28 protein-coding genes are annotated in these 22,896 nt (G+C 65.0%); 4 read left to right on the top strand and 24 right to left on the bottom strand.

Translation table 11 applies throughout. The features are described from left to right. Nucleotides 1-8: 8 nt before the first annotated feature. The 14 genes from nuoI to B1A78_RS04835 are packed head-to-tail and all read right to left on the bottom strand — an operon-like array spanning nt 9 to nt 10,238. Nucleotides 9-497 carry an NADH-quinone oxidoreductase subunit NuoI gene (gene nuoI, locus B1A78_RS04780; RefSeq protein ID WP_077145860.1) on the bottom strand — a complete coding sequence of 163 codons (489 nt, stop codon included), beginning with the start codon at nt 495-497 and terminating at the stop codon, nt 9-11. Further along, the gene (nuoH, locus tag B1A78_RS04785; protein ID WP_256837477.1) at nt 494-1,684 is read right to left on the bottom strand and encodes an NADH-quinone oxidoreductase subunit NuoH; all 1,191 of its coding nucleotides are present in this window, start codon (nt 1,682-1,684) and stop codon (nt 494-496) included. Before nuoH ends, nuoI begins: the two co-directional genes overlap by 4 nt. Further along, nucleotides 1,681-1,818 carry a hypothetical protein gene (locus B1A78_RS22535; RefSeq protein ID WP_179101974.1) on the bottom strand — a complete coding sequence of 46 codons (138 nt, stop codon included), beginning with the start codon at nt 1,816-1,818 and terminating at the stop codon, nt 1,681-1,683. The genes nuoH and B1A78_RS22535 overlap by 4 nt, the downstream gene beginning before the upstream one ends. Further along, on the bottom strand, nt 1,815-3,827 hold the full coding sequence (nuoG, locus tag B1A78_RS04790; protein ID WP_077145861.1) for an NADH-quinone oxidoreductase subunit NuoG: 2,013 nt from the start codon (nt 3,825-3,827) through the stop codon (nt 1,815-1,817). Before nuoG ends, B1A78_RS22535 begins: the two co-directional genes overlap by 4 nt. A gap of 1 nt (nt 3,828) precedes the next feature. Next, on the bottom strand, nt 3,829-4,491 hold the full coding sequence (locus tag B1A78_RS04795) for a hypothetical protein (RefSeq protein WP_077145862.1): 663 nt from the start codon (nt 4,489-4,491) through the stop codon (nt 3,829-3,831). Between the two features lie 25 nt (nt 4,492-4,516). Continuing rightward, on the bottom strand, nt 4,517-4,699 hold the full coding sequence (locus B1A78_RS04800) for a hypothetical protein (RefSeq protein WP_077145863.1): 183 nt from the start codon (nt 4,697-4,699) through the stop codon (nt 4,517-4,519). Continuing rightward, nucleotides 4,696-5,985, bottom strand: a complete 1,290-nt coding sequence (gene nuoF / locus B1A78_RS04805; protein ID WP_077145864.1) for an NADH-quinone oxidoreductase subunit NuoF — start codon at nt 5,983-5,985, stop codon at nt 4,696-4,698. Before nuoF ends, B1A78_RS04800 begins: the two co-directional genes overlap by 4 nt. Further along, nucleotides 5,985-6,161: a hypothetical protein gene (locus B1A78_RS22540; protein ID WP_179101975.1), complete on the bottom strand. Its 177-nt coding sequence runs from the start codon at nt 6,159-6,161 to the stop codon at nt 5,985-5,987. Before B1A78_RS22540 ends, nuoF begins: the two co-directional genes overlap by 1 nt. Next, the gene (nuoE, locus tag B1A78_RS04810) at nt 6,161-6,829 is read right to left on the bottom strand and encodes an NADH-quinone oxidoreductase subunit NuoE (protein WP_077145865.1); all 669 of its coding nucleotides are present in this window, start codon (nt 6,827-6,829) and stop codon (nt 6,161-6,163) included. The genes B1A78_RS22540 and nuoE overlap by 1 nt, the downstream gene beginning before the upstream one ends. Continuing rightward, nucleotides 6,829-7,134: a nuclear transport factor 2 family protein gene (locus tag B1A78_RS04815; protein ID WP_077145882.1), complete on the bottom strand. Its 306-nt coding sequence runs from the start codon at nt 7,132-7,134 to the stop codon at nt 6,829-6,831. Before B1A78_RS04815 ends, nuoE begins: the two co-directional genes overlap by 1 nt. 23 nt (nt 7,135-7,157) lie before the next feature. Further along, nucleotides 7,158-8,375 (bottom strand): NADH-quinone oxidoreductase subunit D, encoded by a 1,218-nt coding sequence (locus tag B1A78_RS04820; protein WP_077145866.1) that lies wholly within the window; start codon nt 8,373-8,375, stop codon nt 7,158-7,160. Between the two features lie 35 nt (nt 8,376-8,410). Beyond that, nucleotides 8,411-9,313 (bottom strand): NADH-quinone oxidoreductase subunit C, encoded by a 903-nt coding sequence (locus B1A78_RS04825; protein WP_077145867.1) that lies wholly within the window; start codon nt 9,311-9,313, stop codon nt 8,411-8,413. Further along, nucleotides 9,313-9,867 (bottom strand): NADH-quinone oxidoreductase subunit B family protein, encoded by a 555-nt coding sequence (locus B1A78_RS04830; protein ID WP_144037686.1) that lies wholly within the window; start codon nt 9,865-9,867, stop codon nt 9,313-9,315. Before B1A78_RS04830 ends, B1A78_RS04825 begins: the two co-directional genes overlap by 1 nt. Next, complete coding sequence (locus tag B1A78_RS04835) at nt 9,864-10,238, bottom strand: NADH-quinone oxidoreductase subunit A (protein WP_077145868.1); 375 nt, start codon at nt 10,236-10,238, stop codon at nt 9,864-9,866. The genes B1A78_RS04830 and B1A78_RS04835 overlap by 4 nt, the downstream gene beginning before the upstream one ends. 213 nt (nt 10,239-10,451) lie before the next feature. Between B1A78_RS04835 and B1A78_RS04840 the strand changes: the two genes are divergently transcribed. Next, nucleotides 10,452-10,937 carry a YbjN domain-containing protein gene (locus tag B1A78_RS04840; protein ID WP_077145869.1) on the top strand — a complete coding sequence of 162 codons (486 nt, stop codon included), beginning with the start codon at nt 10,452-10,454 and terminating at the stop codon, nt 10,935-10,937. Between the two features lie 39 nt (nt 10,938-10,976). On the opposite strand, the gene B1A78_RS04845 is transcribed toward B1A78_RS04840, so the two are convergent. The 3 genes from B1A78_RS04845 to B1A78_RS04855 form a co-directional block, all read right to left on the bottom strand. Continuing rightward, on the bottom strand, nt 10,977-11,795 hold the full coding sequence (locus B1A78_RS04845) for an inositol monophosphatase family protein (RefSeq protein WP_077145870.1): 819 nt from the start codon (nt 11,793-11,795) through the stop codon (nt 10,977-10,979). Between the two features lie 95 nt (nt 11,796-11,890). Further along, entirely contained in the window at nt 11,891-12,454 is a 564-nt protein-coding gene (gene efp, locus B1A78_RS04850; RefSeq protein WP_077145871.1) for an elongation factor P, read from the bottom strand. Between the two features lie 112 nt (nt 12,455-12,566). Beyond that, a complete protein-coding gene (locus tag B1A78_RS04855; protein WP_077145872.1) occupies nt 12,567-14,528 on the bottom strand; it encodes an OPT family oligopeptide transporter in 1,962 nt (653 codons plus the stop codon). Between the two features lie 157 nt (nt 14,529-14,685). Here B1A78_RS04855 and B1A78_RS22545 point away from each other — a divergent pair, with 157 nt between their 5' ends. Then, on the top strand, nt 14,686-14,862 hold the full coding sequence (locus tag B1A78_RS22545; RefSeq protein WP_179101976.1) for a hypothetical protein: 177 nt from the start codon (nt 14,686-14,688) through the stop codon (nt 14,860-14,862). A gap of 4 nt (nt 14,863-14,866) precedes the next feature. Here B1A78_RS22545 and B1A78_RS04860 read toward each other — a convergent pair whose 3' ends face one another. Together B1A78_RS04860 and thiE are read right to left on the bottom strand one after the other, a co-directional pair. Continuing rightward, nucleotides 14,867-15,391 carry a M23 family metallopeptidase gene (locus B1A78_RS04860; protein WP_077145873.1) on the bottom strand — a complete coding sequence of 175 codons (525 nt, stop codon included), beginning with the start codon at nt 15,389-15,391 and terminating at the stop codon, nt 14,867-14,869. Further along, the gene (gene thiE, locus B1A78_RS04865; RefSeq protein WP_077145874.1) at nt 15,388-16,023 is read right to left on the bottom strand and encodes a thiamine phosphate synthase; all 636 of its coding nucleotides are present in this window, start codon (nt 16,021-16,023) and stop codon (nt 15,388-15,390) included. The genes B1A78_RS04860 and thiE overlap by 4 nt, the downstream gene beginning before the upstream one ends. Before the next feature lie 35 nt (nt 16,024-16,058). On the opposite strand from thiE, the gene B1A78_RS04870 reads away from it, so the two are divergent. Together B1A78_RS04870 and B1A78_RS04875 are read left to right on the top strand one after the other, a co-directional pair. Continuing rightward, nucleotides 16,059-16,451, top strand: coding sequence for a hypothetical protein (locus B1A78_RS04870; RefSeq protein WP_256837479.1), 393 nt, complete (start codon nt 16,059-16,061; stop codon nt 16,449-16,451). Between the two features lie 58 nt (nt 16,452-16,509). Then, nucleotides 16,510-16,899 (top strand): hypothetical protein, encoded by a 390-nt coding sequence (locus tag B1A78_RS04875; RefSeq protein ID WP_077145875.1) that lies wholly within the window; start codon nt 16,510-16,512, stop codon nt 16,897-16,899. Here B1A78_RS04875 and B1A78_RS04880 read toward each other — a convergent pair. From B1A78_RS04880 to tkt, 5 genes are all read right to left on the bottom strand, one after another. Then, on the bottom strand, nt 16,896-17,552 hold the full coding sequence (locus B1A78_RS04880; protein ID WP_077145876.1) for an O-methyltransferase: 657 nt from the start codon (nt 17,550-17,552) through the stop codon (nt 16,896-16,898). The genes B1A78_RS04875 and B1A78_RS04880 overlap by 4 nt on opposite strands. Nucleotides 17,553-17,556: 4 nt before the next feature. Next, nucleotides 17,557-18,447 (bottom strand): fructose bisphosphate aldolase, encoded by an 891-nt coding sequence (locus tag B1A78_RS04885; protein ID WP_077145877.1) that lies wholly within the window; start codon nt 18,445-18,447, stop codon nt 17,557-17,559. 77 nt (nt 18,448-18,524) lie between these two features. Continuing rightward, nucleotides 18,525-19,721: a phosphoglycerate kinase gene (gene pgk / locus B1A78_RS04890; protein WP_077145878.1), complete on the bottom strand. Its 1,197-nt coding sequence runs from the start codon at nt 19,719-19,721 to the stop codon at nt 18,525-18,527. Nucleotides 19,722-19,738: 17 nt separating this feature from the next. Beyond that, nucleotides 19,739-20,746: a type I glyceraldehyde-3-phosphate dehydrogenase gene (gap, locus tag B1A78_RS04895; protein ID WP_077145879.1), complete on the bottom strand. Its 1,008-nt coding sequence runs from the start codon at nt 20,744-20,746 to the stop codon at nt 19,739-19,741. A gap of 36 nt (nt 20,747-20,782) precedes the next feature. Next, nucleotides 20,783-22,750: a transketolase gene (tkt, locus tag B1A78_RS04900; protein ID WP_077145880.1), complete on the bottom strand. Its 1,968-nt coding sequence runs from the start codon at nt 22,748-22,750 to the stop codon at nt 20,783-20,785. Nucleotides 22,751-22,896: the final 146 nt, after the last annotated feature.

Below are 22,896 nucleotides of genomic sequence, written 5' to 3' on the forward strand. Positions count from 1 at the left end.
GCGCGCCCTTACCGATAGGGCGCGTCGGCGGCAAGATTCGCCGCGATCGCGCGTTCCCATTTGTCGCCATTGGCGAGCAGCTTGGCCTTGTCATAGAGCAGTTCCTCGCGCGTTTCGGTCGCGAATTCGAAGTTCGGCCCCTCGACCACGGCATCGACCGGGCACGCTTCCTGACAGAAGCCGCAATAGATGCACTTGGTCATGTCGATATCGTAGCGCGTCGTGCGGCGGCTGCCGTCGTCGCGGGGTTCGGCCTCGATCGTGATCGCCTGCGCCGGGCAGACCGCTTCGCACAGCTTGCACGCGATGCAGCGTTCCTCGCCGTTCGGATAGCGCCGCAGCGCATGCTCGCCGCGGAAACGCGGCGACAGCGGGTTCTTCTCAAACGGATAGTTGATCGTCGCCTTGGGCTTGAAGAAATATTTCAGCGTGAGGGCGTGCGCCTTCACGAATTCCCACAAGGTGAAGCTTTTGACGAGATGGGCGATGCTGCTCATGAAGACACCTTGGCGGAACCTTGGATTTCGCTGCGGCAAATGCCGTCCCAGCTGTTTTTCGGGGGCGCAACGCTATAAGTCTTGCCCGTTTCCTTGTCGGCGATCTGCGTTATGTGGACACGTTCGCTGGCTTTACAGTCACCGTATCTCGTCAGCATCAGATAGCCGGAGATCAGGAAGATCCAGATCAGCGAGATCGGCAGGAATACCTTCCAGCCCAGCCGCATGAGCTGGTCGTAGCGATAGCGCGGGACGGTCGCCTTCACCCAGCTGAACACGAAGAAAAAGAAGAGGATCTTCGCGAAAAGCCAGATGATGCCCGGAATGTCGAACCAGGGGATCAGGTCGATGTTGAGCGGCGGCAGCCAGCCGCCCCAGAACAGCACGGCGTTGAGCGTGCACATCAGAAGCACGTTGGCATATTCGCCGAGCCAGAAGAGCGCGAAGCTCATCGACGAATATTCGGTCTGATAACCCGCGACGAGTTCGCTTTCCGCTTCGGTCAAATCGAACGGTGCGCGCGCGGTTTCGGCGAGCGACGAGATCAGGAACATCACCGCGAGCGGGAAGAGCAGCAGGTTGAAGCCGAAGGCGTTGACGATGCCTAGCCCGTGGCCCTGCTGCGCCTTGACGATCTCGTTCATGTTGAAGCTGCCGGCGAAGAGCACGACACCGATCAGGATGAACCCGATCGACACTTCATAGGAGATCATCTGCGCCGAGGCGCGCATCGCCGAAAAGAAGGGGTATTTCGAGTTCGACGCCCAGCCCGACAGGATCACGCCGTAGACGCCGAGCGACGAAATCGCGAGGATATAGAGCAGCCCGACGTTGATGTCGGCGAGCACCGCGCCCGAATTGAACGGGATCACCGCCCACGCCATCAGCGCCACCGTGAAGGTGATGATCGGCGCGATCAGGAACAGCCCGCGGTTGGCCGACGTCGGGATGATCGTTTCCTGCAGGAACACTTTCAAACCGTCGGCAAACGACTGGAGCAGGCCGAAGGGGCCGACGACGTTCGGACCGCGGCGCAGCGCGATCGCCGCCCAGATCTTGCGGTCGGCATAGATGATCATCGCGACCGCGAGCATCAGCGGCAGCGCGATGAGCAGGATGCCTGCGATCGTCGCGACGCCCCACGCCCATGTCGGGTCCATGCCCCACGAGATGAAGGTCTCGGTCATTTCTTCGCGCCGTCCTGGTTCTTCCAGCCGTTATGCGGGCCGGGCTTCTTCGACTTGGTGGGGTTGAACCCACGCCAGACCGAATAGCCCATGCCGACGAGCAGTATCGAGGCGATGGCGTGTACCGGGGTCATTCTGCGGCCTCCGCAAAGGTGGCGCCATGGACCAGCTCTTCCGAGCAGAGCTGCATCGTCGGCGACGCGCGGCAGATGGCGTTGGTGAGATAGAAATCCTTGATCGGCGACGGGATCGCGCGCGCCTCGGGCTTGGCCGGCAGCTTGGGCACCGTCCAGCCATAGTCGGCGAGACCCTCGACACCGAGCGCGGGCACCGCAGCGATCATCGCAGCACGGCATTCGGCGAAGCTGTCGAAGCCGAGATTGACGCCGAGCGCATCGGCCAAGGCCCTGAAAATGCTCCAGTCCTCGCGCGCGTCGCCGGGGGCGAACACCGCCTTGTCGCTGCGCTGGACGCGGCCCTCGGTGTTGACCGTGGTGAAGTCCTTTTCGGTCCACGCGGCGGCGGGCAGGATGACGTCGGCGGCGTGTGCGCCCTTGTCGCCATGATGGCCGACATAGACCTTGAAGGTGTCAGGCAGCGCCGCGAAATCGACCTCGTCGGCGCCGAGGAAGAAGGCAAGTTTCGGCTTGGCCGCGATGACGTCCTTGATTCCGCCAGGCAGGCCATAGCCGAGCATCAGCGAGCCCATGCGCGCCGCCGAGAAATGGACGACGTTATAGCCGTTCCAGCCGTCCTTTACCGCATTCACCGCCTTGGCGAGCGCGAGACCCGCGCCATGCACGCCGGGGACCGACAGCGCGCCGCCGCCGAAGACCAGCATCGGCCGCTCGGCACCCGCCAGCGCGTCGGTCACATGCTTCGGCAGCTTCGCGACCAGCGCGGCGTCGTCGCCGAGCCATTCGGCCTTGTAGGTGAGGTCGGTTTCGGGGCCGATCGCGAAGACCTTCGCGCCCTTCTTCCACACCGCCTTGCGGACGCGCGTGTTGATCAGCGGCGCTTCCCAGCGCAGGTTCGTGCCGACGAGCAGGATCACGTCGGCATTTTCGGCCTCGGCGATCGTCGTGTTGAAATTGACCGCCGACAGGCTGGTGACGTCATAATCGAGCCCGGTCTGGCGGCCTTCGAGCAGACTGCCGCCGAGCGCGGTCACCAGCGATTTCGCCGCGAACATCGTTTCGCAATCGGCAAGGTCGCCAGCGATCGCCGCGACCGATGCGCCGGCGTTCACTGCCTTGATGGCTTCGAACGCCTCACCCCAGCTCGCTTCGACCAGCACGCCGTCCTTGCGCACATAGGGCCGGTCGAGGCGGCGACGCACGAGGCCGTCGACATGGTGGCGCGTCTTGTCGTTCGCCCATTCCTCGTTCACATCGTCGTTGACGCGCGGCAGCACGCGCAGCACCTGGCGCCCGCGCGCATCGATACGGACATTGGTGCCGACCGCGTCCATCATGTCGATGCCGAGCGTCTTGGTCAGCTCCCACGGACGCGCCTCGAACGCATAGGGCTTCGAGGTCAGCGCGCCGACCGGGCACAGGTCGACGACGTTGCCCGACAGCTCGCTTTGGACGGCATTTTCGAGATAGCTCGTGATCTGCATATTCTCGCCGCGATAGATCGCGCCGATATCCTCTACACCCGCGACTTCCTCCGCAAAGCGGACGCAGCGCGTGCACTGGATGCAGCGGGTCATCACCGTCTTGACGATCGGACCCATATATTTTTCGGTGACCGCGCGCTTGTTCTCGTCATAGCGCGTCGCGCCGCGGCCATAGGCCACCGACTGGTCCTGCAGGTCGCATTCGCCGCCCTGGTCGCAGATCGGGCAGTCGAGCGGGTGGTTGATGAGCAGGAACTCCATCACCCCTTCGCGCGCCTTCTTCACCATCGGGCTGTCGGTCTTGATGATCTGCCCTTCGGCGGTCGGCAGCGCACAGCTAGCCTGCGGCTTCGGCGGCCCGGGGGCGACCTCGACGAGGCACATGCGGCAATTGCCGGCGATCGACAGGCGTTCATGATAGCAGAAGCGCGGGATTTCCTTCCCCGCCAGTTCGCACGCCTGCAGGACGGTCGCGCCCTGCGGAACGTCGAGTTCTACGCCATCTACGGTAACTTTAGGCATATCAGCTTTCCTGAGCCGCCAACAGGCGGAAGCTTGCGGTGGCGACGATCGAGCGAAGGCCCACGACGTTCGTCTCCAATTTGGTGGGGCCGCTGCATAGTTTGACAACGGGCATCAACTGCTCGGCGACCCGATTTTCCTCGGTTGATCCGGGATCGGTCGCAAATAGCTTGGCGACGTCGTCGGGCGACGAGCGCGCGACGCACATCGCGACCTTGTCCGACGGGGCAAAGGTTGGCGCTTCCTTGCCCGTCGCGGCCTTCGCAAGCCGGACGTTCAGCGGCGCGGGGTCGCTCCGCAGCATCGCCTCGGCAAGCGAACCTGCGAAGGGAAGGCTGGCCGATCGCATGACTTCGCTGCGCACACCGACCTGCTTCGCGCAGCCGCCGTTCGCATTGACGAGATTCTTGAGGCCGCTGCGATAGGCCGTGGTCGTAAAATCGCCGCTCAGCAATTCGGTGACTTTGTCGTTGCTCTTGTCGGCGACGCAGACGGCATAGCGCGCCATCGCGCGGCGCGCATCGGGTTCGGATTCCTTGACGCGATCGACATTGGGGCCGAAGCCGCGATCATTCTCGGGCCACGGCGCCGGGCGATCGTCCATGCGCGGCGCCTGCTCGGGAACCTGCGCCGCGGCCATGAGGGCGAATGCGAGGGTGATCATAGGACGGCCTCCATCACGATGCGCATCAATCGCCTCCCCCGACGCTCTGATCGTCGAACCAGCGACCCGAAGTCTTGGGCTCGGCCTTGCGCCAGCCGTTCTTCGCCGACGGCTTCGGCTCCGACGAACCCCAGAGGGCTCGCACGCCGAACGCCAGCATCGCCACGACGACGATGAGCAAAAGGCCGAGGCGCTCGGCGTCGGTCACTCGGCAGCCTCGAGTGCGCCGCCATTCTCGCGGATGCGGCGTTCGATTTCGGGGCGGAAATGCTTGATCAGGCCCTGGATCGGCCACGCCGCCGCGTCGCCGAGCGCGCAGATGGTATGGCCTTCGACCTGCTTGGTCACGTCGTACAGCGTATCGATCTCGCTGATGTCGGCGTCGCCGGTGCGCAGCCGTTCCATCACGCGCCACATCCAGCCGGTGCCTTCGCGGCACGGCGTGCACTGGCCGCAGCTTTCATGCTTATAGAAATAGCTGATGCGGCTGATCGCCTGGACAACGTCGGTCGACTTGTCCATCACGATCGCGGCGGCGGTGCCGAGGCCCGATCCGACGGCTTTCAGCCCGTCGAAGTCCATCGGGCAGTCCATGATCTCCGCCGCCGGAACCAGCGGGACCGACGAACCGCCGGGGATGACCGCGAGCAGATTGTCCCAACCGCCGCGGATTCCGCCGCAATGGCGGTCGATCAGTTCGCGGAAGGTGATGCTCATCTCCTCCTCGACCACGCACGGCGTGTTCACATGCCCGCTGATCTGGAAGAGCTTGGTGCCCTTATTGTTCTCGCGCCCGAAGGAGGAAAACCAGGTCGCGCCGCGCCGCAGGATCGTCGGGACGACCGCGATCGATTCGACATTGTTGACCGTCGTCGGGCAGCCATAAAGACCCGCACCCGCCGGAAACGGCGGTTTCAGGCGCGGCTGGCCCTTCTTGCCCTCGAGGCTTTCGATCATCGCGGTTTCTTCGCCGCAGATATAGGCGCCGGCGCCGCGATGGACGAAGACGTCGAAGTCGTACCCCGACTTGGCGGCGTTCTTGCCAAGCAGGCCGGCGTCATAGGCCTCCTGCACCGCCGCGAAGAGCGTCTCGGCCTCGCGGATGAATTCGCCGCGGATGTAGATGTACGCGGCACGCGCGCGCATCGCGTAACCGGCGATCAGCGCGCCCTCGATCAGCTTGTGCGGGTCGTGGCGAATGATCTCGCGGTCCTTGCACGAACCGGGCTCGGATTCGTCGGCGTTGATCACGAGGAAGCTCGGGCGGTCGGCGCGCGGCTCCTTGGGCATGAACGACCATTTCAGGCCCGTCGGGAAGCCCGCGCCGCCGCGGCCGCGCAGCCCCGACGCCTTGATCGTCTCGATGATCGCGTCCTGTCCCGCGGCCATCAGATCCTTGGTCTTGTCCCAATCGCCGCGCCCCTGCGCGGATTTCAGGTTCCACGGCTGGAAGCCGTAGATGTTGGTAAAGATGCGATCCTTGTCGGCGAGCATCAGCGCTTCTTTCCGAAAAGCCGTTCGGCGAGGAAATAGATGACGAGGATGATCGCGACGACGATCGCGATCTGCGCCAGGTTGATCGCGACCTTGGCCGCGACGGACAGCAGCACGCACGCCACGATCACGAAGACCAGCAGCACGATCAGCTGGATGAGTTTCTGAACGTTCATTACCAGGCCTTCCGGTAATCATGGTTGGCCTTGACCATCTCGACGAGCGTCGTCGGACCGCCCTGCGGCTCGCTGGTGTGGCGATCGGCAAGCTGCGTTCCCGCCTTCGGCGTCTCGCCAGCGGCCAGCGCGTCGAGGATGCGGTCCATCTTGTCGTAATCGAGGTCTTCGTAATTATCGTCGTTGATCTGGACCATCGGCGCGTTGGTGCAGGTGCCCATGCACTCAACCTCGGTCAACGTGAACAGGCCGTCGGGCGTCGTCTTGCCCTTGACCATGCCGCGGTTCTTGCACGCCGCCATCACATCGTCCGACCCGCGCAACAGGCACGGCGTCGTGCCGCACACCTGGACATGATAGCGACCGACCGGCGCCATATTGTACATGGTGTAGAAGGTCGCGACCTCATAGGCGCGGATGAAAGGCATATCGAGCTGCGAGGCGACATATTCGATCACCGGGACGGGCAGCCAGCCCTGCGTGTTCGTCTCGGCCCCGACCTGCCGCTGCGCGAGGTCGAGCAAGGGCATCACCGCCGAACGCTGGCGCCCGGCAGGGTAGCGCGCGATGACGGTCTTTGCCTTTTCGGCATTTTCGGCGGTCCATGCAAACGCGCCCCAGCGCGCGCGGACTTCGGCCTCATCGGGAATTTGGGGTGCGTCGGCCATTAGCGGACAAACTCCACACGCGACACCTTGTCGCCTTCAAAACTATAGATGGACATGACCTCGAACGGGTCGGCCTCCGGTGAGCGGACAACCTTTTCATGCAGGACGACGAAGTCGCCCAGCGTATAGCCCGACAGGATTTCGGCGCGGTTTTGCGGAAATTCCGCGAACATCGCCTTCAGCCCTTCACGCACGCCTGCCTTACCGTCCCGAACGACCGCGCCGCGATAGCCGGCCTCCGCCGCATCGTCGGTCATCAGCGCGACATAGGCGTCGGCGTCCTGCGCATTGTAGTGCGCTATCATCGTCTCGGCGACTGCCAGCTTGCTCACCGGTCGCACTCCCCAAACACGACGTCGATCGCGCCGATGATTGCGGTGGTGTCGGCGAGCATATGGCCCTTCGACATCATGTCCATCGCCTGCAAATGCGAAAACGCCGTCGGGCGGATCTTGCAGCGGTATGGCTTGTTGCTGCCGTCGCTGACCAGATAGACGCCGAATTCGCCCTTGGGGCTTTCGGTCGCGACATAGACTTCGCCCGCGGGGACGTGGAAGCCCTCGGTGTAGAGCTTGAAGTGATGGATCAGCGATTCCATCGAGCTCTTCATCTCGGCGCGCTTCGGCGGCACGACCTTACGGTCGAGGCTGGCAACGGGGCCCTTCGGCATTTCGTTGATGCACTGGAGGATGATGCGCGCCGACTGATAGACTTCCTGCACGCGGACCATGAAGCGGTCGTAGCAGTCGCCGCGCGTGCCGACGGGGATGTCGAAATCCATCTTGGCATAGGCGTCATAGGGCTGCGACTTGCGCAGGTCCCACGCGATGCCGCTGCCACGGATCATCGGACCCGAGAAGCCCCATGCGAGCGCGTCTTCCTTGCTGACCGTCGCGATGTCGACGTTGCGCTGCTTGAAGATGCGGTTATCGATGACGAGGCTCATCGCGTCGCCGAACAGCTTCGGCAGGCGCTTTTCGCACCATTCGCCGATGTCGTAGAGCAGTTTCTCCGGCACGTCCTGATGCACGCCGCCGGGGCGGAACCACGCCGAATGCATGCGCGCGCCCGAGGCACGTTCGAAGAAGTTGAGACAATCCTCGCGCAGTTCGAACACCCACAGGTTCGGCGTCATCGCGCCGACGTCCATGACGTGCGATCCGATGTTGAGCATGTGGTTGCAGATGCGCGTCAGCTCGGCGAACAGCACCCGCAGATATTGCGCGCGATCGGGCACTTCGAGATCGAGCAGCTTTTCGATGGCCAGCACGTACGAGTGCTCCATGCCGAGCGGCGAGCAATAGTCGAGCCGGTCGAAATAGGGCAAAGCCTGCAGATAGGTCTTGTACTCGATCAGCTTCTCGGTGCCGCGATGGAGCAGCCCGACGTGCGGGTCGACACGCTCGATGATCTCGCCATCAAGCTCCATCACCATGCGCAGCACGCCGTGCGCTGCCGGGTGCTGCGGACCGAAGTTGATGGTGTAGTTGGTGACGGTCTGGTCGCCCGCGGTATCGGCGGTGTCGACCGGATAGCCGGTGAACATGTCGCTGCCGTGGTGCTTCACATAAGGGGAGTCGGTCATGCGTCACCTCCCGTCTCGGGCTTGCGCGGCGCACGCGGCTTGGCGGGCGCCTTTTCGGCCTTCGCCGTCGCGGGCGTCTTGGCGGGCTTGGTCGCCGCCTTGGCCTTCGCGCCGTCGCGGCTCGTCTTGGCGGCCTTGATGTTAGCCTTGGCCCCTGCCCCGGTCTGTTCGGGCTTTTCGGTGGTCTTGGGGGTCGGCGGCGGCGGTGCCTTCGCCTTGTCGTCGGCGGCCTTGACCTCTTTCGCGGTCATCGGCGTCGGTGCGCCCTTGCCCGGGGCCTCACCCGTGCCGCCGGCCTTTTCGTCGCCGGGCAGCACATAGTCGGCGCCTTCCCACGGCGACATGAAGTCGAAGTTGCGGAAATCCTGCGCGAGCCGCACGGGCTCGTACACGACGCGCTTGTCCTCTTCGCTGTAACGCAGCTCGGTATAGCCGGTCAGCGGGAAGTCCTTGCGCTGCGGATGCCCCTGGAAACCATAGTCGGTCAGGATGCGGCGCAGATCGGTGTTGCCGCTGAACAGCACGCCGTACATGTCGAACACTTCGCGCTCGAGCCAGCCGGCGTTCGGCCAGACGGGAACGATCGTCGGCACCGGCGTCGCTTCGTCGGTGGTTACGCGGACGCGGAGGCGATGGTTCATGGTGACGCTGAGCAGGTGGTAGACAACCTCGAAACGCTCGGCGCGCTCGGGATAGTCGACCCCGGCGATTTCCATCATCTGCTGATATTCGAGATTGTCGCGCAGCGCGATCATCACCGCGGCGATCGCGTCGCGATCCACCGTAATGCTGTCCTCGTCGGCGGCAAAGTCGTGCGACAGCAGGTCCTTGCCGAGCAGCGCCTTGAGCGCGGCAGCAAGGCCCGACTGCGGGGCGACCAAAGGTGCAGGATGGCCCATCAGCGTTCGATCGTCCCGGTGCGGCGGATCTTCCGCTGCAACTGCATCACGCCATAGAGCAGGGCTTCGGCGGTCGGCGGGCAGCCGGGAACATAGATGTCCACGGGCACGATACGGTCGCAGCCGCGCACGACGCTGTAGCTATAGTGATAATAGCCGCCGCCATTGGCGCAGCTGCCCATCGAGATGACATATTTGGGGTTCGACATCTGGTCGTAGACCCGGCGCAGCGCGGGCGCCATCTTGTTGCACAGCGTGCCCGCGACGATCATGACGTCCGACTGGCGCGGCGACGCACGTGGCGCGGCGCCGAAGCGCTCCATATCATAGCGCGGCATGTTGACGTGGATCATCTCGACCGCGCAGCAGGCGAGCCCGAAGGTCATCCACCACAGCGAGCCGGTGCGCGCCCAGTTGAAGATGTCCTCGGTCGACGTGACGAGGAAGCCCTTGTCACCAAGCTCGCTGTTGAGATCGTCGAAATACCCTTGGTCGGGCGCTGTGCCCGGGGCAACCGGCATCTGGCCGGGCATCAGGATGCTCGAATTGCTCATTCCCAATCCAGCGCCCCTTTCTTCCATGCATAAACAAGGCCGAGCGCGAGTTCGGCGAGGAAAATCATCATCGTGGCCCAGCCGGCCCAACCGATTTCATCGAGGCTGACCGCCCAGGGAAAGAGGAAGGCCGCTTCGAGGTCGAAGATGATGAAGAGAATCGCGACGAGATAGAAACGCACGTCGAACTGGCTGCGCGCGTCCTCGAACGCGGGAAAGCCGCATTCATATTCGGTAAGCTTCGCTGGATCGGGCTGATGCGCTCCGGTCAGGCGCGACACGCCCATCGGCAGGAACACAAAGGCGGCCGAAAGGCCGACAGCCACGAACAGGAAGATCAGGATCGGCAAATATTGCGTCAGGTCGACCATGGGAGCTCGCAGTCTTTTTGGGGCGCTTGGGCGCCTTTCGTTGCGGGCGCTTTAGGCCAGCAAGGCGCGGGTCGCAAGCGCTGCGGGCAGGAAAATAACCTCTCTGTGACCAAAAGCATATTGGACGCTGGCGACGGCGGCCAAGAGCATGTTACGCCGTCATCGGGTCGGCGGACCGCGCGGGTCGCGGATGGCCTTATACGGGGGAAAATCATGGGAAGAGTTTCGACGATGGGCGGATGGGCGATCGCGACAGCGGCAGCGCTGGCGGCGGCGCCGGCGCAGGCTGAACTGGTCAATGCGCAGAATCCCCAGGTCATCAAGCAGATCGTCGAGTCGCAGGGCTGGCCCGCCAAGATCGTCACTACCGAGGGCGAAGGCCCCTATATCGAGAGCAGCCGCGACGGCCTGAAGTTCCTCGTCCTGTTCATGAATTGCGACGATGCGGGCAAGGCCTGCAAGACGCTGCAATTCTACATGGGCTTCGACGACGCGAAGAGCACGACGCTCGAACGGCTGAACGAATGGAACAGCGGCAAGCGCTTCGGCCGCGCCTATCGCGACGAAAGCGGCGACCCGGTGCTCGAAATGGACATCGACCTCGATTTCGCGGGCATCCCGCGCGAGAATCTGGGCGAGGCGTTCAACACCTGGGCGGCGCTGATGGACGCCTATCACGCGCATATTTACGAAAAATAGTGGGAGCGCCCCGGCTCGCGCCGGGGCCACCCCGGCGCGTCAGGCGTTGCGGAGCGCGCCGGCGACGAGTTTCTGCAGCTTCGAATGCACCGCAGCGCTGCCCGCGATGAACTCGCTGCGTTCGATCGCGCGGTCGCCGCCACGGAAATCGCTGACGAAGCCGCCGGCTTCGCGCACGAGCAATATGCCCGCCGCGACGTCCCAGATGTTCAGGTCGCTTTCCCAGAAGCCGTCATAACGACCCGCCGCGACCCAGGCGAGGTCGAGGCTGGCGGCGCCGAAACGGCGGATACCGGCGACTTCGGGCGCGACGGCGCCGAACACGCGGCTCCACTGCGCCATATTGCCATGGCCCATGAAGGGAATACCGGTGGCGATCAGGCATTCGTTGAGGTGGCGGCGCGACGACACGCGCAGGCGCCGGTCGTGCAGCCAGGCGCCGCGGCCGCGCTCGGCCCAATAGCTTTCGTCGGTGACCGGGTGATAGATGAGGCACGAGGTGATGTCGCCCCAGCCGCCGCCGAGCTTGGGTTCCTGCACCGCGATCGAAATCGCGAAATGCGGGATGGCGTGGAGGAAGTTCGAGGTGCCGTCGAGCGGATCGATGATGAAGCGCGGCTTGCCGGGTTCGCCCTCGATCTCGCCGGCCTCTTCCATCAGGAAGCCCCAGCCCGGACGGTCGCGGCCGAGTTCGTCGTAGAGGGTGCGCTCGGCGGCCTGATCGGCCTTCGACACGAAGTCGGCCGGGCCCTTCTGCGAAACCTGCAGATGCTCGATCTCGCCGAAGTCGCGGCGCAGCTTGGTGCCGGCCTTGCGCGCGGCGCGTTCCATGACGGTGATGATGCCCGATACGGCCATTTTGTTTCCTCCGAAGTCGTCATCCCGGCGAAAGCCGGGATCGCTATCGGCAATAAGAACGTTAGCGGCCCCAGCTTTCGCCGGGGCGACGAATGTCAGTCGGCGCGCCGCACATATTCGCGGTCGTAGACATGCACGACGATGCGGGTGCCGCTGGTGATGTGCGGCGGCACCATCACGCGCACGCCATTGTCGAGGATCGCGGGCTTGTACGACGAGGATGCCGTCTGGCCCTTCACCACCGCGTCGGCCTCGACGATCGTCGCCTCGATCGTTTCGGGCAATTCGACCGAGATCGGGCGCTCTTCCCAGAGTTCGAGCACGACATCCATGCCGTCCTGGAGGAATTCATGCGCTTCGCCGACGACATCCTTCGAGATGTTGATCTGTTCGAACGTGTCCTTGTCCATGAACACCAGATCGTCGCCCTCGGCATAGAGGAACTGGAAATCCTTGGTGTCGAGACGGACTTTTTCGACCGTGTCGGCGCTGCGGAAACGGTTGTTGAGCTTGCGGCCGTCGATCAGATTCTTGGCTTCGACCTGCATATAGGCGCCGCCCTTGCCCGGCTGGGTGTGCTGGATCTTGGTGACCTTCCAGATCCCCTTTTCAAATTCGATAATATTGCCGGGACGGATTTCAACGCCGGTGATTTTCATCGCGCACACTCGCTGGTTCAAGGATGGAAAGAGCCGCCGGCGCATCGATAGTGCCGGTCACAGGAGCGCGCCCTTAGCCGGACGCGCGGCCAAGGGCAAGCGGTGCGTGTCGTCAGGCGGTCGTGGTGACCGCCTTGCGGGTCCGGGCGTAGCTGAGCGAGATCAGCGCGGCGAACAGGCCGAGGCCGATGAAGATCGACGGGACCTGGAAGCCGTCACCGACCACCGCAAGCGGCGCGTCGCTGTCGGTCGCGTAGACGAGACCCGCATAGAACACCCCGAACAGGCTTTCGCCGACGATCATGCCAGTCGCGGTCAGCACGCCCATGCGATGCGCGAAAGCGGCATTCGCGCGGCGTTCGGCCCAGCGGTCGTAGAACCAGCCGCCAATGGCGCCGATCACCACCGGCAGGATGACCGCCATCGGCAGATAGATGCCGATCCCGATAGCCAGCGGCGGAAGCCGCAGCTTGCCCATGCGGCCGAGCAGTTCGTCGACGAAGATAAAGCCGACGCCGACGAGCGCGCCATAGCCGAGCATCGTCCAGTTGAGGTCGCCGCCGAGCACGCCCTTCGCCAGCGACGAGATCAGCCCCGCCTGCGGCGCCGCGAGCGCGTTGGGACCGGCGCCGGGGACGCCGACGAAACCGAGCGTTTCGTTGAGCACGTTGAGCACCGGCGGCACGACGAGCGAGCCGAAGATCACGCCGATGATCAGCGCGACCTGTTGCTTCCACGGCGTCGCGCCGACGATCTGACCGGTCTTGAGATCCTGCAGATTGTCGTTCGAGATCGTCGCGATGCCGAAGACGACGCCGGTGACGATCAGCGCATAGGCGACCATCGCGGCGCTCGCCTCGGTGCCGCCGCCACGGCCGAGCAGTCCGACGAGCAGCAGCGAGGAGGCGATGATCGCGAGGATGCCGATGCCCGACACCGGCGAGTTCGACGCGCCGATCAGGCCCGCCATATAGCCGGTGACCGACGCGATCATCAGGCCGACGACCACGACGAACACCAGCGCCCCGGCGACGAGAATCACCGCCGACCCGGCGAGCGGCCCGCCCGCAAGCACCGACCAGAGCAGCGCGGCGATCGGGACGAGCACGAGCAGCGAACCGCCGAACACCCAGCCGATCGGAATATCCTGCTCGCCCACCGCAAGCGCGGTCCCGGCATGACGCGCCTTGCTCGCCGCCATTGCCGAACGGATGCCGCCGATCACCGGTCCTGCGATCTTCATCAACGTCCAGATCGCCGCCACGGCGATAACGCCCGCGCCGAAGAAGCGCACGTCGGCACGGAAGACCTCGTTGGCGATCGTCTCGGCATCGGGACCCGCGACGCCCTGCGTCAGGATCGGCAACAGCACCCACCAGCCGGTGACCAGTCCGACGAGCTGCGCGATGCCGACCGACAGGCCGACGAGATGGCCGACGCCGAACAGCGCAAAGCCGAGACCCCCGGCAATGCCCGTCGCCCCTGCCCCGACCGAAAACCATTTCGACACTTCGGCGGCGGCGAGCTTCATCTGGGTGAGCAGGGTGAAGCCCGCGGCGACAAGGCTGTTCCACAGCAGGGCGGATAAACCAGCCTTATTCTCCGCCGCGCCCTCGGCGCTCGCGGCGCCGACCTGCAGCACCTCGGCGGCGGCACGGCCTTCGGGATAGGGCAGGTCGGCATCGACGACGAGCGCACGGCGCAGCGGAACCGAGAAGAGCACGCCGAGGATTCCGCCGAGCATCGTGATCGCGGTGGTTTCGAGCAGCGGGAAGCCCTGCCAGTAACCGACCATCACTAGTCCGGGCAGTACGAAGATGATCGCGGCGAGCGTGCCCGCGGCGCTTGCGATCGTCTGGACGATATTATTCTCAAGGATCGTCGCGCCGCTCATGAAGCGCAGCAGCGCCATCGAGATCACCGCGGCGGGGATCGAGGTTGCGAAGGTCAGCCCGACCTTCAGCCCGAGGTAGACGTTCGCGGCGGTGAACATCAAGGTCAACACGCCGCCGAGCAGGATCGCACGCAGCGTCAGTTCGCGGACGCCGGTCTTGGGCGCGGTGGCTTCGGTCATGGTCAATCTCCCCGCCCGCTGTCTCGCGAGGTGCCGCACGATGCGCAAGCGAAAAGGCGCGCGTCTGATTGGACCGAAGCGCCAAATGCGACGGGCCGAAATCCTTTTGACGCAACGATCCAATAGCAATGCGACCGGCGCTGGCAGAAGCGCGGCCATGATGACCTGCAACCTCTCCGACGACATGCCCCGCGCTCGCCGCGGCGGCCACTCCCTCCCTCGGCGCCCTGCGCCCTGCGCCGGCCTGTTCGGCTGGCGCAAGGACGGCGCGCCGCCGCGCAGCAAGGGCGACGATCCCGGCAAGACGCCCGGCCGCGACTATCCCGCCGGCTGATCGATCAGGGGCGGCCGCGCCGCCCGGTGAGCAGCGGATAGGGATTGACCGGTTCGCCGACGTTCCAGCCGCTGCCCGGCTCGGTCGCGAGCAACTGGAAATGCAGGTGCGGAAAGGCCGGGTCGGCATTGCCACTCGCACCGACGGTCGCGATCACCTGCCCCTTGCGCACCGCGTCGCCCTCGGCCAACCCGCGACGATAGCCCTGCAGATGCGCATAATAGAGAATCAGCCGGCCATCGGGCGAGCGCTGGTAGATCGTCAGCCCGCCGCGGTCGGAGGCGAAGAGCTTTTCGATCCGCCCGTCCATCGCCGCGAGCACCGGCGTCCCGATCGGCGCGGGAATGTCGATCGCGCGGTGCGACCGCCCCCCGCTACGCACGCTGGTCCAGCTGTCGACCAGTTCTGACGCCTTGATGCCCTCGACGGGGATGGCGAGCGCGTCGGGATCGGCTTCGCGCCCGCTCGATGCCGTGCCGCCGGTCACCAGCAGCGCGGCGCCGAGCGCGCAAAGCCGCCGGCGTTTCACCCCGCGAGCAGTGCGTCGAACTGCTTCACGGCAGCCGCCGGCCCTTCAGGATGCGTCCAGACCGCGCCCGACACCGCGAGAAAATCGGCGCCCGCGTCGATCAAGGCCTTGGCATTGTCGGGGGCGATGCCGCCGATGGCCACGCAGGGGAGCTCGAACATGCTCTGCCACCAGGTCAGGATTTCGGGGTCGGCCATATGCTCGACCGTCTTGGTCGTCGTCGGGTAAAAGGCACCGAAGGCGACATAATCGGCACCGGCATCGCCCGCTTCCATCGCGAGATGGCGGCTGCCGTGGCAGGTCACCCCGATCTGCACATCGGCGCCGAGGATACGGCGCGCCTCCTTGGGATCGCCGTCGCCCTGCCCCAGATGCACCCCATCGGCGCCGAGTCTTTTGGCGAGCGCGACATCGTCGTTGACGATGAAGGCGGTGTCGTGCGCGGCGCAGATCGCCTGCAGCGGCTCGGCGAGGCGCGCCGCCTCATGCTGCTCGATGTCCTTGACGCGAAACTGGAAGGCCGCGACCGGCGCGGCGCTCAACGCTTCTTCCAAGCGGGCAGGAAAATCGCCGCCGACGTCGAGCGGCGAGATGAGATAAAGCTGGCAGGGAATGCGGGTGTCGTGGGTCATGGCGGGTTCATAGCGACGCGCTTAGGTGCGGGCAAATGATGAAAACAGCCTGTCTCGCCGCCTTCGGCACCCTCACCCTTTCCGCCTGCGCCGCCACCGGCGCCGCCACCCCCTTGCAGGACGGCAGCGACGTCGCCCTCGGCCAGCGCGCGATGGTCGATGGCCCGATCGTCCAGCCAGTCGAAGTGCTCGAAGACAGTCGCTGCCCGATGAACGCGCGCTGCGTCTGGGCGGGCCGCGTGCGCGTGAAGATGCTCTGGTGGCGCGGCAATGGCGAGAAGCAGCCGTTCGAAGTGACGCTCGGCGAATCGACGCCGCTCGCCGACGGCGCAATCCGTCTGGAATCGGTGCGGCCCGAGAAGATGACCAATGTGACGCTGAAGCCCGAGGATTACCGGTTCAGCTTCCGGTTCGATGGCGGGATCTAGGCGTCCGCCCAACGATCGGTTTTGCCTGTCCGCCACGAAATCGGCTATGATGCACAGGATGACACGCCTGCTGCCGATCCTGATGCTGCCGCTGGCGATGCTCGCGACAACGGGTTTCACAACCTATCCCTGGACCGGCTCGAAGGATGCGCGGCTCGGCCATGTTGCTGACCTCGGCGAGGTGATCGCGCAGCCGGTGGAAGTCACAGAGGACAGTCGCTGCCCCGCCGACGTAGACTGCGTATCGCCGGGACGCGTCCGCGTCCGTATCACCTATCTGAACCCGAAATGGCCCGAAGACACCGAGTTGGAGCTTGTCGCTGGCGAACCGCGACGCGTGAAGGGCGGCGCCATTCTGATCGAGGCCGTTCGTCCCGAGCGACGGCTGAACCAGCGCATAGCAATGGGCGAGTATCGCTTCGATTTTCGTTTCGACGCGGACCGCTAACGCACCCGCGCCAGCACGAACCCGTCCCAGCCCTTGGCGCCGACCGTCTGCACCGCCGTCGCATCAAGCCGCGGGTCGGCGCGCAGCATGTCGAACAGCGCGCGGGTGCCGATGATGCGTTCGTCGGCGCTGTCCGCTTCGAGCACACCGCCCTCGCGCACGACATTGTCGACGATGATCGTCATGCCTGGGCGGCCGAGACGGATCGCTTCGGAAACATAAAGCGCGTTGCTCTGCTTGTCGGCGTCGATGAAGACGAAGTCGAACGGATCGCCGGCGGTCATTGCCGCAAGGCTGTCGGCAGCGTTTCCAAGGCGGATATCAACCTTGTCCGACACGCCCGCGCATTCCAGATTTTCGCGCGCGACCGCGGCATGGTGCGGCTCGAGTTCGAGTGTGACCAACTGGCCACCTGCCGGCAACGCGCGCGCCAGCCAGATCGTCGAATAGCCACCGAGCGTGCCGACTTCGAGGATGCGCCTTGCCCCCGCCATCTGCGCGAGCAGGAAGAGCATCTTGCCCTGCGCCGCCGACACGTCGATCGGCGGCAGTCCCTGAGTTTCGTTGTTCGCGAGGGTGGCGGCAAGCGCGTCGTCGGCGCCGAGCAATCGGTCGGCGATATAATCGTCGACGGCTTGCCACCTCTCTCCCATCACATCAGGCCACGGAGGCCGCGTGAATTTCGTCGATCGCGCCGCCGAGCGAGGCGTTGAATTCTTCGTCGCTCATCTGGTGACGCAGGTCTTCCAGCAGCGCGCGGCTGAAGCTCGCGATGATGCCGGGGTTCTTCGCCAGCTCGACGCAGGCTTCGGGGCGCGCGAAGCCGCCCGAAAGAGCGACGACACGAAGCACCTTGGGATGGTCGACCAGCGGCTGGAACAGCCCGGCTTCGGTCGGCAAGGAGAGTTTGAGCATCACCGGTTCGCCGGTCCAGGCGTCGAGCGCCGCGAGCGTTTCCTTGAGCAGCAGGCGGTCGGCCGCGTCGCGCTCGGCGCTCTTGATGTTCACTTCGGGCTCGATGATCGGGACGAGGCCGTGCGCGGCGATGCGCGCGGCTTCGGCGAACTGCTGTTCGACGATCGCCTTGACGCCCGCTTCGTTGGCGAGGTTGACGACGCTGCGCATCTTGGTGCCGAACACCCCCTTGGCGACCGCGCGGGCGCACAGATCGTCGAGACCGGGGTTCGGCTTCATCAGCTGGACGCCGTCGGCTTCGTCCTCGAGCCCCTTGTCGACCTTGAGGAAGGGCACCACGCCGCGGTCCCACAGCAGCGCCGGGACCGGCTTGCCGCCGGCATCGCCGTCCATCGTGCGTTCGAACAGGATCGCGCCGATCACCTTCTCGCCGTTGAAACAGGGCGACGTGACGATGCGGCTGCGCATGTCGTGGATCAGCCCGAACATTTCCTCGTCGTTCGAAAAAGCGTCACCCTCGATGCCATAGCCCTTCAGCGCCTTGGGCGTCGAACCGCCGCTCTGGTCGAGCGCGGCGATGAAGCCCTGCCCCGATTTGATCTGTTCGAGCATGGCGGCATTGGCGGTGGTCATAACATCTCCGTGGCTTTGCATAGGTATGCGATGGCGCGCATAGCGATCCGGCGAACCGGATGCAAATGCGCGAAGATTCAGGCTTTGAGCGCGTCCACGCCCGGCAGCGGCTTGCCTTCCATCCATTCGAGGAAGGCGCCGCCCGCGGTCGAGACGAAGGTGAAGTCGGCGGCCGCTCCAGCGTGGTTGAGCGCCGCGACGGTGTCGCCGCCGCCCGCGACCGACGTCAGCGTGCCGCTGCGGGTGAGCGCCGCGGCGGTCTTGGCCAGCGCGACGGTCGCGGTGTCGAAGGGCGGGGTCTCGAACGCGCCGAGCGGGCCGTTCCACACCAGCGTACGACAATTTTTGAGCACGTCTGCCAAGGCTTCGGTCGCGGCGGGGCCGATGTCGAGGATCATCTCGTCGGCGGCGACTTCATGGACATTGACCGTGCGCGTCGGCGGATTGGCGGCGAACTGCTTCGCCACCACGACGTCATAAGGCAAATGGATCGTGCAGCCCGCCTTGTCGGCGGCGTCGAAAATCGCATTGGCGGTATCGACCAGGTCGTGCTCGCACAGGGACTTGCCGACGTCGACTCCGCGCGCGGCAAGGAAGGTGTTCGCCATGCCGCCGCCGATGATCAGGTGATCGACCTGGCCGACGAGGTTGCGGAGCACATCGATCTTCGACGATACCTTGGCGCCGCCGACGACCGCGGCGACCGGATGCACCGGATTGCCGAGCGCGGCATCGAGCGCCCTGAGTTCGGCCTCCATCGCGCGGCCCGCATAAGCCGGCAGCCGGTGCGCGACGCCCTCGGTCGAACCATGCGCGCGATGCGCGGCCGAGAAGGCGTCGTTGACATAAAGGTCGCCGACCTCGGCGAGCGCGTCGGCGAAGGCGGGGTCGTTCTTTTCCTCGCCGGGGCAGAAGCGCGTGTTCTCGAGCACCGCGACGTCGCCGGGGGCGAGCACCGCGATGCCAGCCTTGGCGCCTTCACCCACGCATTCGGGGATGAACATCACCGAATGGCCGAGCACATCCTCGACCCCGCCCATCACGAGGCTCAGCGACTGGGTCGGATTCTTCGCGCCCTTGGGCCGCCCGAAATGCGCGAGCAGCAGGACGATCGCGCCCTTGTCGGACAATTCGCGGATCGTCGGCATCGCCGCCTCGATCCGCGTCTTGTCGCCGACCGCGCCGTCGATCATCGGGACATTGAGGTCGACGCGCACCAGCACCTTCTTGCCGGTGACGTCGCCGATGTCGTCGAGGGTCTTGAACGCGGTCATCGCTGTTTTCCTTAGGCTCAGAGGAACTTGGCGATCACGCCCGCGGTGTCGATCATGCGGTTGGAGAAGCCCCATTCATTGTCGTACCAGCTGAGCACGCGCACCAGCTTGCCGTCGATGACCGCGGTTTCGAGGCTGTCGATCGTCGAGCTGTGCGCATCGTGGTTGAAATCGATCGAGACCAGCGGTTCGTCGGTGAAGCCGAGCACGCCCTTGAGATCGCCTTCGGCGGCTTCCTTCAGCAGCTTGTTGACCTCTTCGGCGGTCGTGTCGCGGCTGGGCGTGAAGGTCAGGTCGACGACCGAAACATTGGGGGTCGGGACGCGGATCGACGAGCCGTCGAGCTTGCCCTTGAGTTCGGGCAGGACGAGGCCGACAGCAACGGCCGCACCGGTGCTGGTCGGGATCATCGACATCGCGGCAGCGCGGGCGCGGCGCGGATCCGAGTGGATCTGGTCGAGTATCTTCTGGTCGTTGGTATAGGCGTGAATCGTGGTCATCAGACCGCGCTCGATGCCGATCTTCTCATGCAGCACCTTGGCCATCGGCGCGAGGCAGTTGGTGGTGCACGACGCGTTCGAGACGATCACATGCTCGGCGCCGATCTTGTCGTGGTTGACGCCATAGACCACCGTCAGGTCGACTTCCTTGGCGGGGGCCGAGATCAGGACGCGCTTGGCGCCGGCGTCGAGATGCGCCTGGCCGCCCTTGCGGTCGGTGAAAAAGCCCGTGCATTCAAGCGCGATGTCGATGCCGTTGGCGGCATGGGGCAGCTTGGCGGGATCGCGCTCGGCGGTAACCTGGATGCGCTTGCCGTTAACGATCAGGTCGCTGCCGTCGACTTCGACGGTGCCGTTGAACGGGCCATGGACCGAATCGCGCTGGAACAGGCGGGCGTTCGCCTTGGCATCGGCGAGATCGTTGATCGACACCAGTTCGAGGTCGTGGTCGGTCCGTTCGAGGATGGCGCGCGCCACATTGCGCCCGATGCGTCCGAAACCGTTGATTGCAACCTTCACTGCCATGTCGATATGTCCTTTCTGCGTGGGGTAAGCCGGTCCTTATGCGCCGAGCTTTGCCAGGATCTGGGGGGTGATAGCATCGACGGTAAGGCCGAAATGCTTGAATAGGTCTTCGATCGGAGCCGAGGCGCCGAAGCTGTCGATGCCGAAGCGCAGGCCATCGCGTCCGGTGTAGCGTTCCCAGCCGAAGGTCGTGCCCGCCTCGATCGAGACGATCAGCGCGTCGCGCGGAAGGATCGCATCCTGATAGGTGCCATCCTGCTCGTCGAAGAGTTCGGTCGACACCATCGAGACGACGTCGGCACCGTGGCCAGCAGCCTCGAGCTTCTCGGCAACCTCGATCGCCAGCGACACTTCGGAGCCGGTGGCGACGAGCACCACCTTGCGCGCGGCAGCGGCCTCGCGAATGCGGTAACCGCCTTTCGCGCAAAGATTTTCCGTGACGTCATGACGCAACGGCGGCAGATTCTGGCGGGTCAGCGCGAGCAGCGACGGGCGATCCGTCTGCGCCAGCGCCAGCGCCCAGCATTCGGCGGTCTCGATCGCGTCGGCGGGGCGCATCACGAGCAGGTTGGGCATCGCGCGCAGCGACTGGAGATGCTCGATCGGCTGGTGCGTCGGGCCGTCCTCGCCAAGCCCGATGCTGTCGTGCGTCATCACATAGACGACGCGCTGCTGCTGGAGCGCCGACAGGCGGATCGCGGCGCGGCAATAGTCGGCGAAGACGAGGAAAGTGCCGCCATAGGGGACGACGCCGCCGTGCAGCGCCATGCCGTTCATCGCCGCGGCCATGCCGAATTCACGGATGCCATAATAGATATAGCGGCCCGAATAATCGTCCTTGGTCAAAGGCTTGGTCGACGAAGTTTTGGTATTGTTCGAACCGGTAAGGTCGGCGCTACCGCCGATCAGCGATGCGATATCGGCGGTAAGCGCGCCGAGCGTGTTCTCCGACGCCTTGCGCGTCGCGACCTTCGGCGGCTCGGCGACGAGGCCGTTAAGATAAGCGCTGAAAGCCGCACCCGGTGTCACGTCGCCGGAAAGCCGCGCCGAAAATTCATCCTTCTTTTCGTCGTTTGCGAGGCGAAGCTTCCACAGATTGTGGCGCTTCTTGCCTTCCTCGCCGAACGCCGCCCACGCGGCGGCGATGTCGGCGGGGATGTCGAAGGGCTCGTAGGTCCAACCGAGATTTTCGCGCGTCGCGGCGATTTCGTCGGCGCCGAGCGGCGAACCGTGGGTGGCAGAAGTACCCTGCTTGTTCGGAGCGCCGAAGCCGATCAGCGTGCGGCACGCGATCAGCGACGGGCGCGGATCGGCGAGCGCGGCGTCGATCGCGCGGCGGATGTCGGCAGGGTCATGGCCGTCGCAGCGTTCGACATGCCAGCCGGTCGCTTCGTAGCGGGCGGCGATGTCTTCGCTGGTCGACAGGTCGGTCGACCCGTCGATGGTGATCTTGTTGTCGTCCCACAGCACGGTCATGCGACCGAGGCCGAGGTGGCCGGCGAGGCCGATGGCTTCGTGGTTGATGCCCTCCATCAGGCAGCCGTCGCCCGCGATCACCCAGGTGCGGTGATTGACGAGGTCGTCACCATAGAGCGCATTGAGGTGACGCTCGGCGATCGCCATGCCGACCGCGGTGGCAAGCCCCTGCCCCAGCGGGCCGGTCGTCGTCTCGACCCCCTCGAGTTCGAAATTTTCCGGGTGGCCGGCGCACGGGCTGTGCAGTTGGCGGAAATTGCGGATGTCGTCGATCGTCGGCCGCGCATATCCGGCAAGATGCAGCGTCGCATAAGCGAGCATCGAGCCATGGCCCGCCGACAGGACGAATCGGTCGCGGTCGGGCCAGTGCGGGTCGGTCGGATCGAAGCGCAGATAGTCCGAATAAAGGACCGTCGCGACGTCGGCCATGCCCATCGGCATCCCTGGATGACCGCTGTTCGCGGCTTGTACGGCATCCATCGCAAGCGCGCGGATCGCGTTGGCGAGTTGACGTTCGGGCAGTGTCATAAGTCCCCCGGGGAATGTTGGGCGGTGGCGGGATTCGGTGGGGACAGCCCTTTGCGGGGGGATGCCGCAGAGTCAACCGGAGTCAAACCTTCGGGGGCAAGAAATGCGCGCTTGAGGGCCGAATATAGCGCTGCTACGCCTTGGAC

Source organism: Sphingopyxis sp. KK2, assembly GCF_001990265.1.
In the GTDB taxonomy this organism is placed as follows: Bacteria; Pseudomonadota; Alphaproteobacteria; order Sphingomonadales; family Sphingomonadaceae; genus Sphingopyxis.

Excerpts from the sequence above, each read along its gene's own strand:
- nuoI (WP_077145860.1), bottom strand. The coding sequence starts at position 497 with ATGAGCAGCATCGCCCATCTCGTCAAAAGCTTCACCTTGTGGGAATTC.
- nuoH (WP_256837477.1), bottom strand. The coding sequence starts at position 1,684 with ATGACCGAGACCTTCATCTCGTGGGGCATGGACCCGACATGGGCGTGG.
- B1A78_RS22535 (WP_179101974.1), bottom strand. The coding sequence starts at position 1,818 with ATGACCCCGGTACACGCCATCGCCTCGATACTGCTCGTCGGCATGGGC.
- nuoG (WP_077145861.1), bottom strand. The coding sequence starts at position 3,827 with ATGCCTAAAGTTACCGTAGATGGCGTAGAACTCGACGTTCCGCAGGGC.
- B1A78_RS04795 (WP_077145862.1), bottom strand. The coding sequence starts at position 4,491 with ATGATCACCCTCGCATTCGCCCTCATGGCCGCGGCGCAGGTTCCCGAG.
- nuoF (WP_077145864.1), bottom strand. The coding sequence starts at position 5,985 with ATGCTCGCCGACAAGGATCGCATCTTTACCAACATCTACGGCTTCCAG.
- B1A78_RS22540 (WP_179101975.1), bottom strand. The coding sequence starts at position 6,161 with ATGAACGTTCAGAAACTCATCCAGCTGATCGTGCTGCTGGTCTTCGTG.
- nuoE (WP_077145865.1), bottom strand. The coding sequence starts at position 6,829 with ATGGCCGACGCACCCCAAATTCCCGATGAGGCCGAAGTCCGCGCGCGC.
- B1A78_RS04815 (WP_077145882.1), bottom strand. The coding sequence starts at position 7,134 with ATGATAGCGCACTACAATGCGCAGGACGCCGACGCCTATGTCGCGCTG.
- B1A78_RS04820 (WP_077145866.1), bottom strand. The coding sequence starts at position 8,375 with ATGTTCACCGGCTATCCGGTCGACACCGCCGATACCGCGGGCGACCAG.
- B1A78_RS04825 (WP_077145867.1), bottom strand. The coding sequence starts at position 9,313 with ATGGGCCATCCTGCACCTTTGGTCGCCCCGCAGTCGGGCCTTGCTGCC.
- B1A78_RS04830 (WP_144037686.1), bottom strand. The coding sequence starts at position 9,867 with ATGAGCAATTCGAGCATCCTGATGCCCGGCCAGATGCCGGTTGCCCCG.
- B1A78_RS04835 (WP_077145868.1), bottom strand. The coding sequence starts at position 10,238 with ATGGTCGACCTGACGCAATATTTGCCGATCCTGATCTTCCTGTTCGTG.
- B1A78_RS04840 (WP_077145869.1), top strand. The coding sequence starts at position 10,452 with ATGGGAAGAGTTTCGACGATGGGCGGATGGGCGATCGCGACAGCGGCA.
- B1A78_RS04845 (WP_077145870.1), bottom strand. The coding sequence starts at position 11,795 with ATGGCCGTATCGGGCATCATCACCGTCATGGAACGCGCCGCGCGCAAG.
- efp (WP_077145871.1), bottom strand. The coding sequence starts at position 12,454 with ATGAAAATCACCGGCGTTGAAATCCGTCCCGGCAATATTATCGAATTT.
- B1A78_RS04855 (WP_077145872.1), bottom strand. The coding sequence starts at position 14,528 with ATGACCGAAGCCACCGCGCCCAAGACCGGCGTCCGCGAACTGACGCTG.
- B1A78_RS22545 (WP_179101976.1), top strand. The coding sequence starts at position 14,686 with ATGATGACCTGCAACCTCTCCGACGACATGCCCCGCGCTCGCCGCGGC.
- thiE (WP_077145874.1), bottom strand. The coding sequence starts at position 16,023 with ATGACCCACGACACCCGCATTCCCTGCCAGCTTTATCTCATCTCGCCG.
- B1A78_RS04870 (WP_256837479.1), top strand. The coding sequence starts at position 16,059 with ATGATGAAAACAGCCTGTCTCGCCGCCTTCGGCACCCTCACCCTTTCC.
- B1A78_RS04875 (WP_077145875.1), top strand. The coding sequence starts at position 16,510 with ATGACACGCCTGCTGCCGATCCTGATGCTGCCGCTGGCGATGCTCGCG.
- B1A78_RS04880 (WP_077145876.1), bottom strand. The coding sequence starts at position 17,552 with ATGGGAGAGAGGTGGCAAGCCGTCGACGATTATATCGCCGACCGATTG.
- B1A78_RS04885 (WP_077145877.1), bottom strand. The coding sequence starts at position 18,447 with ATGACCACCGCCAATGCCGCCATGCTCGAACAGATCAAATCGGGGCAG.
- pgk (WP_077145878.1), bottom strand. The coding sequence starts at position 19,721 with ATGACCGCGTTCAAGACCCTCGACGACATCGGCGACGTCACCGGCAAG.
- gap (WP_077145879.1), bottom strand. The coding sequence starts at position 20,746 with ATGGCAGTGAAGGTTGCAATCAACGGTTTCGGACGCATCGGGCGCAAT.
- tkt (WP_077145880.1), bottom strand. The coding sequence starts at position 22,750 with ATGACACTGCCCGAACGTCAACTCGCCAACGCGATCCGCGCGCTTGCG.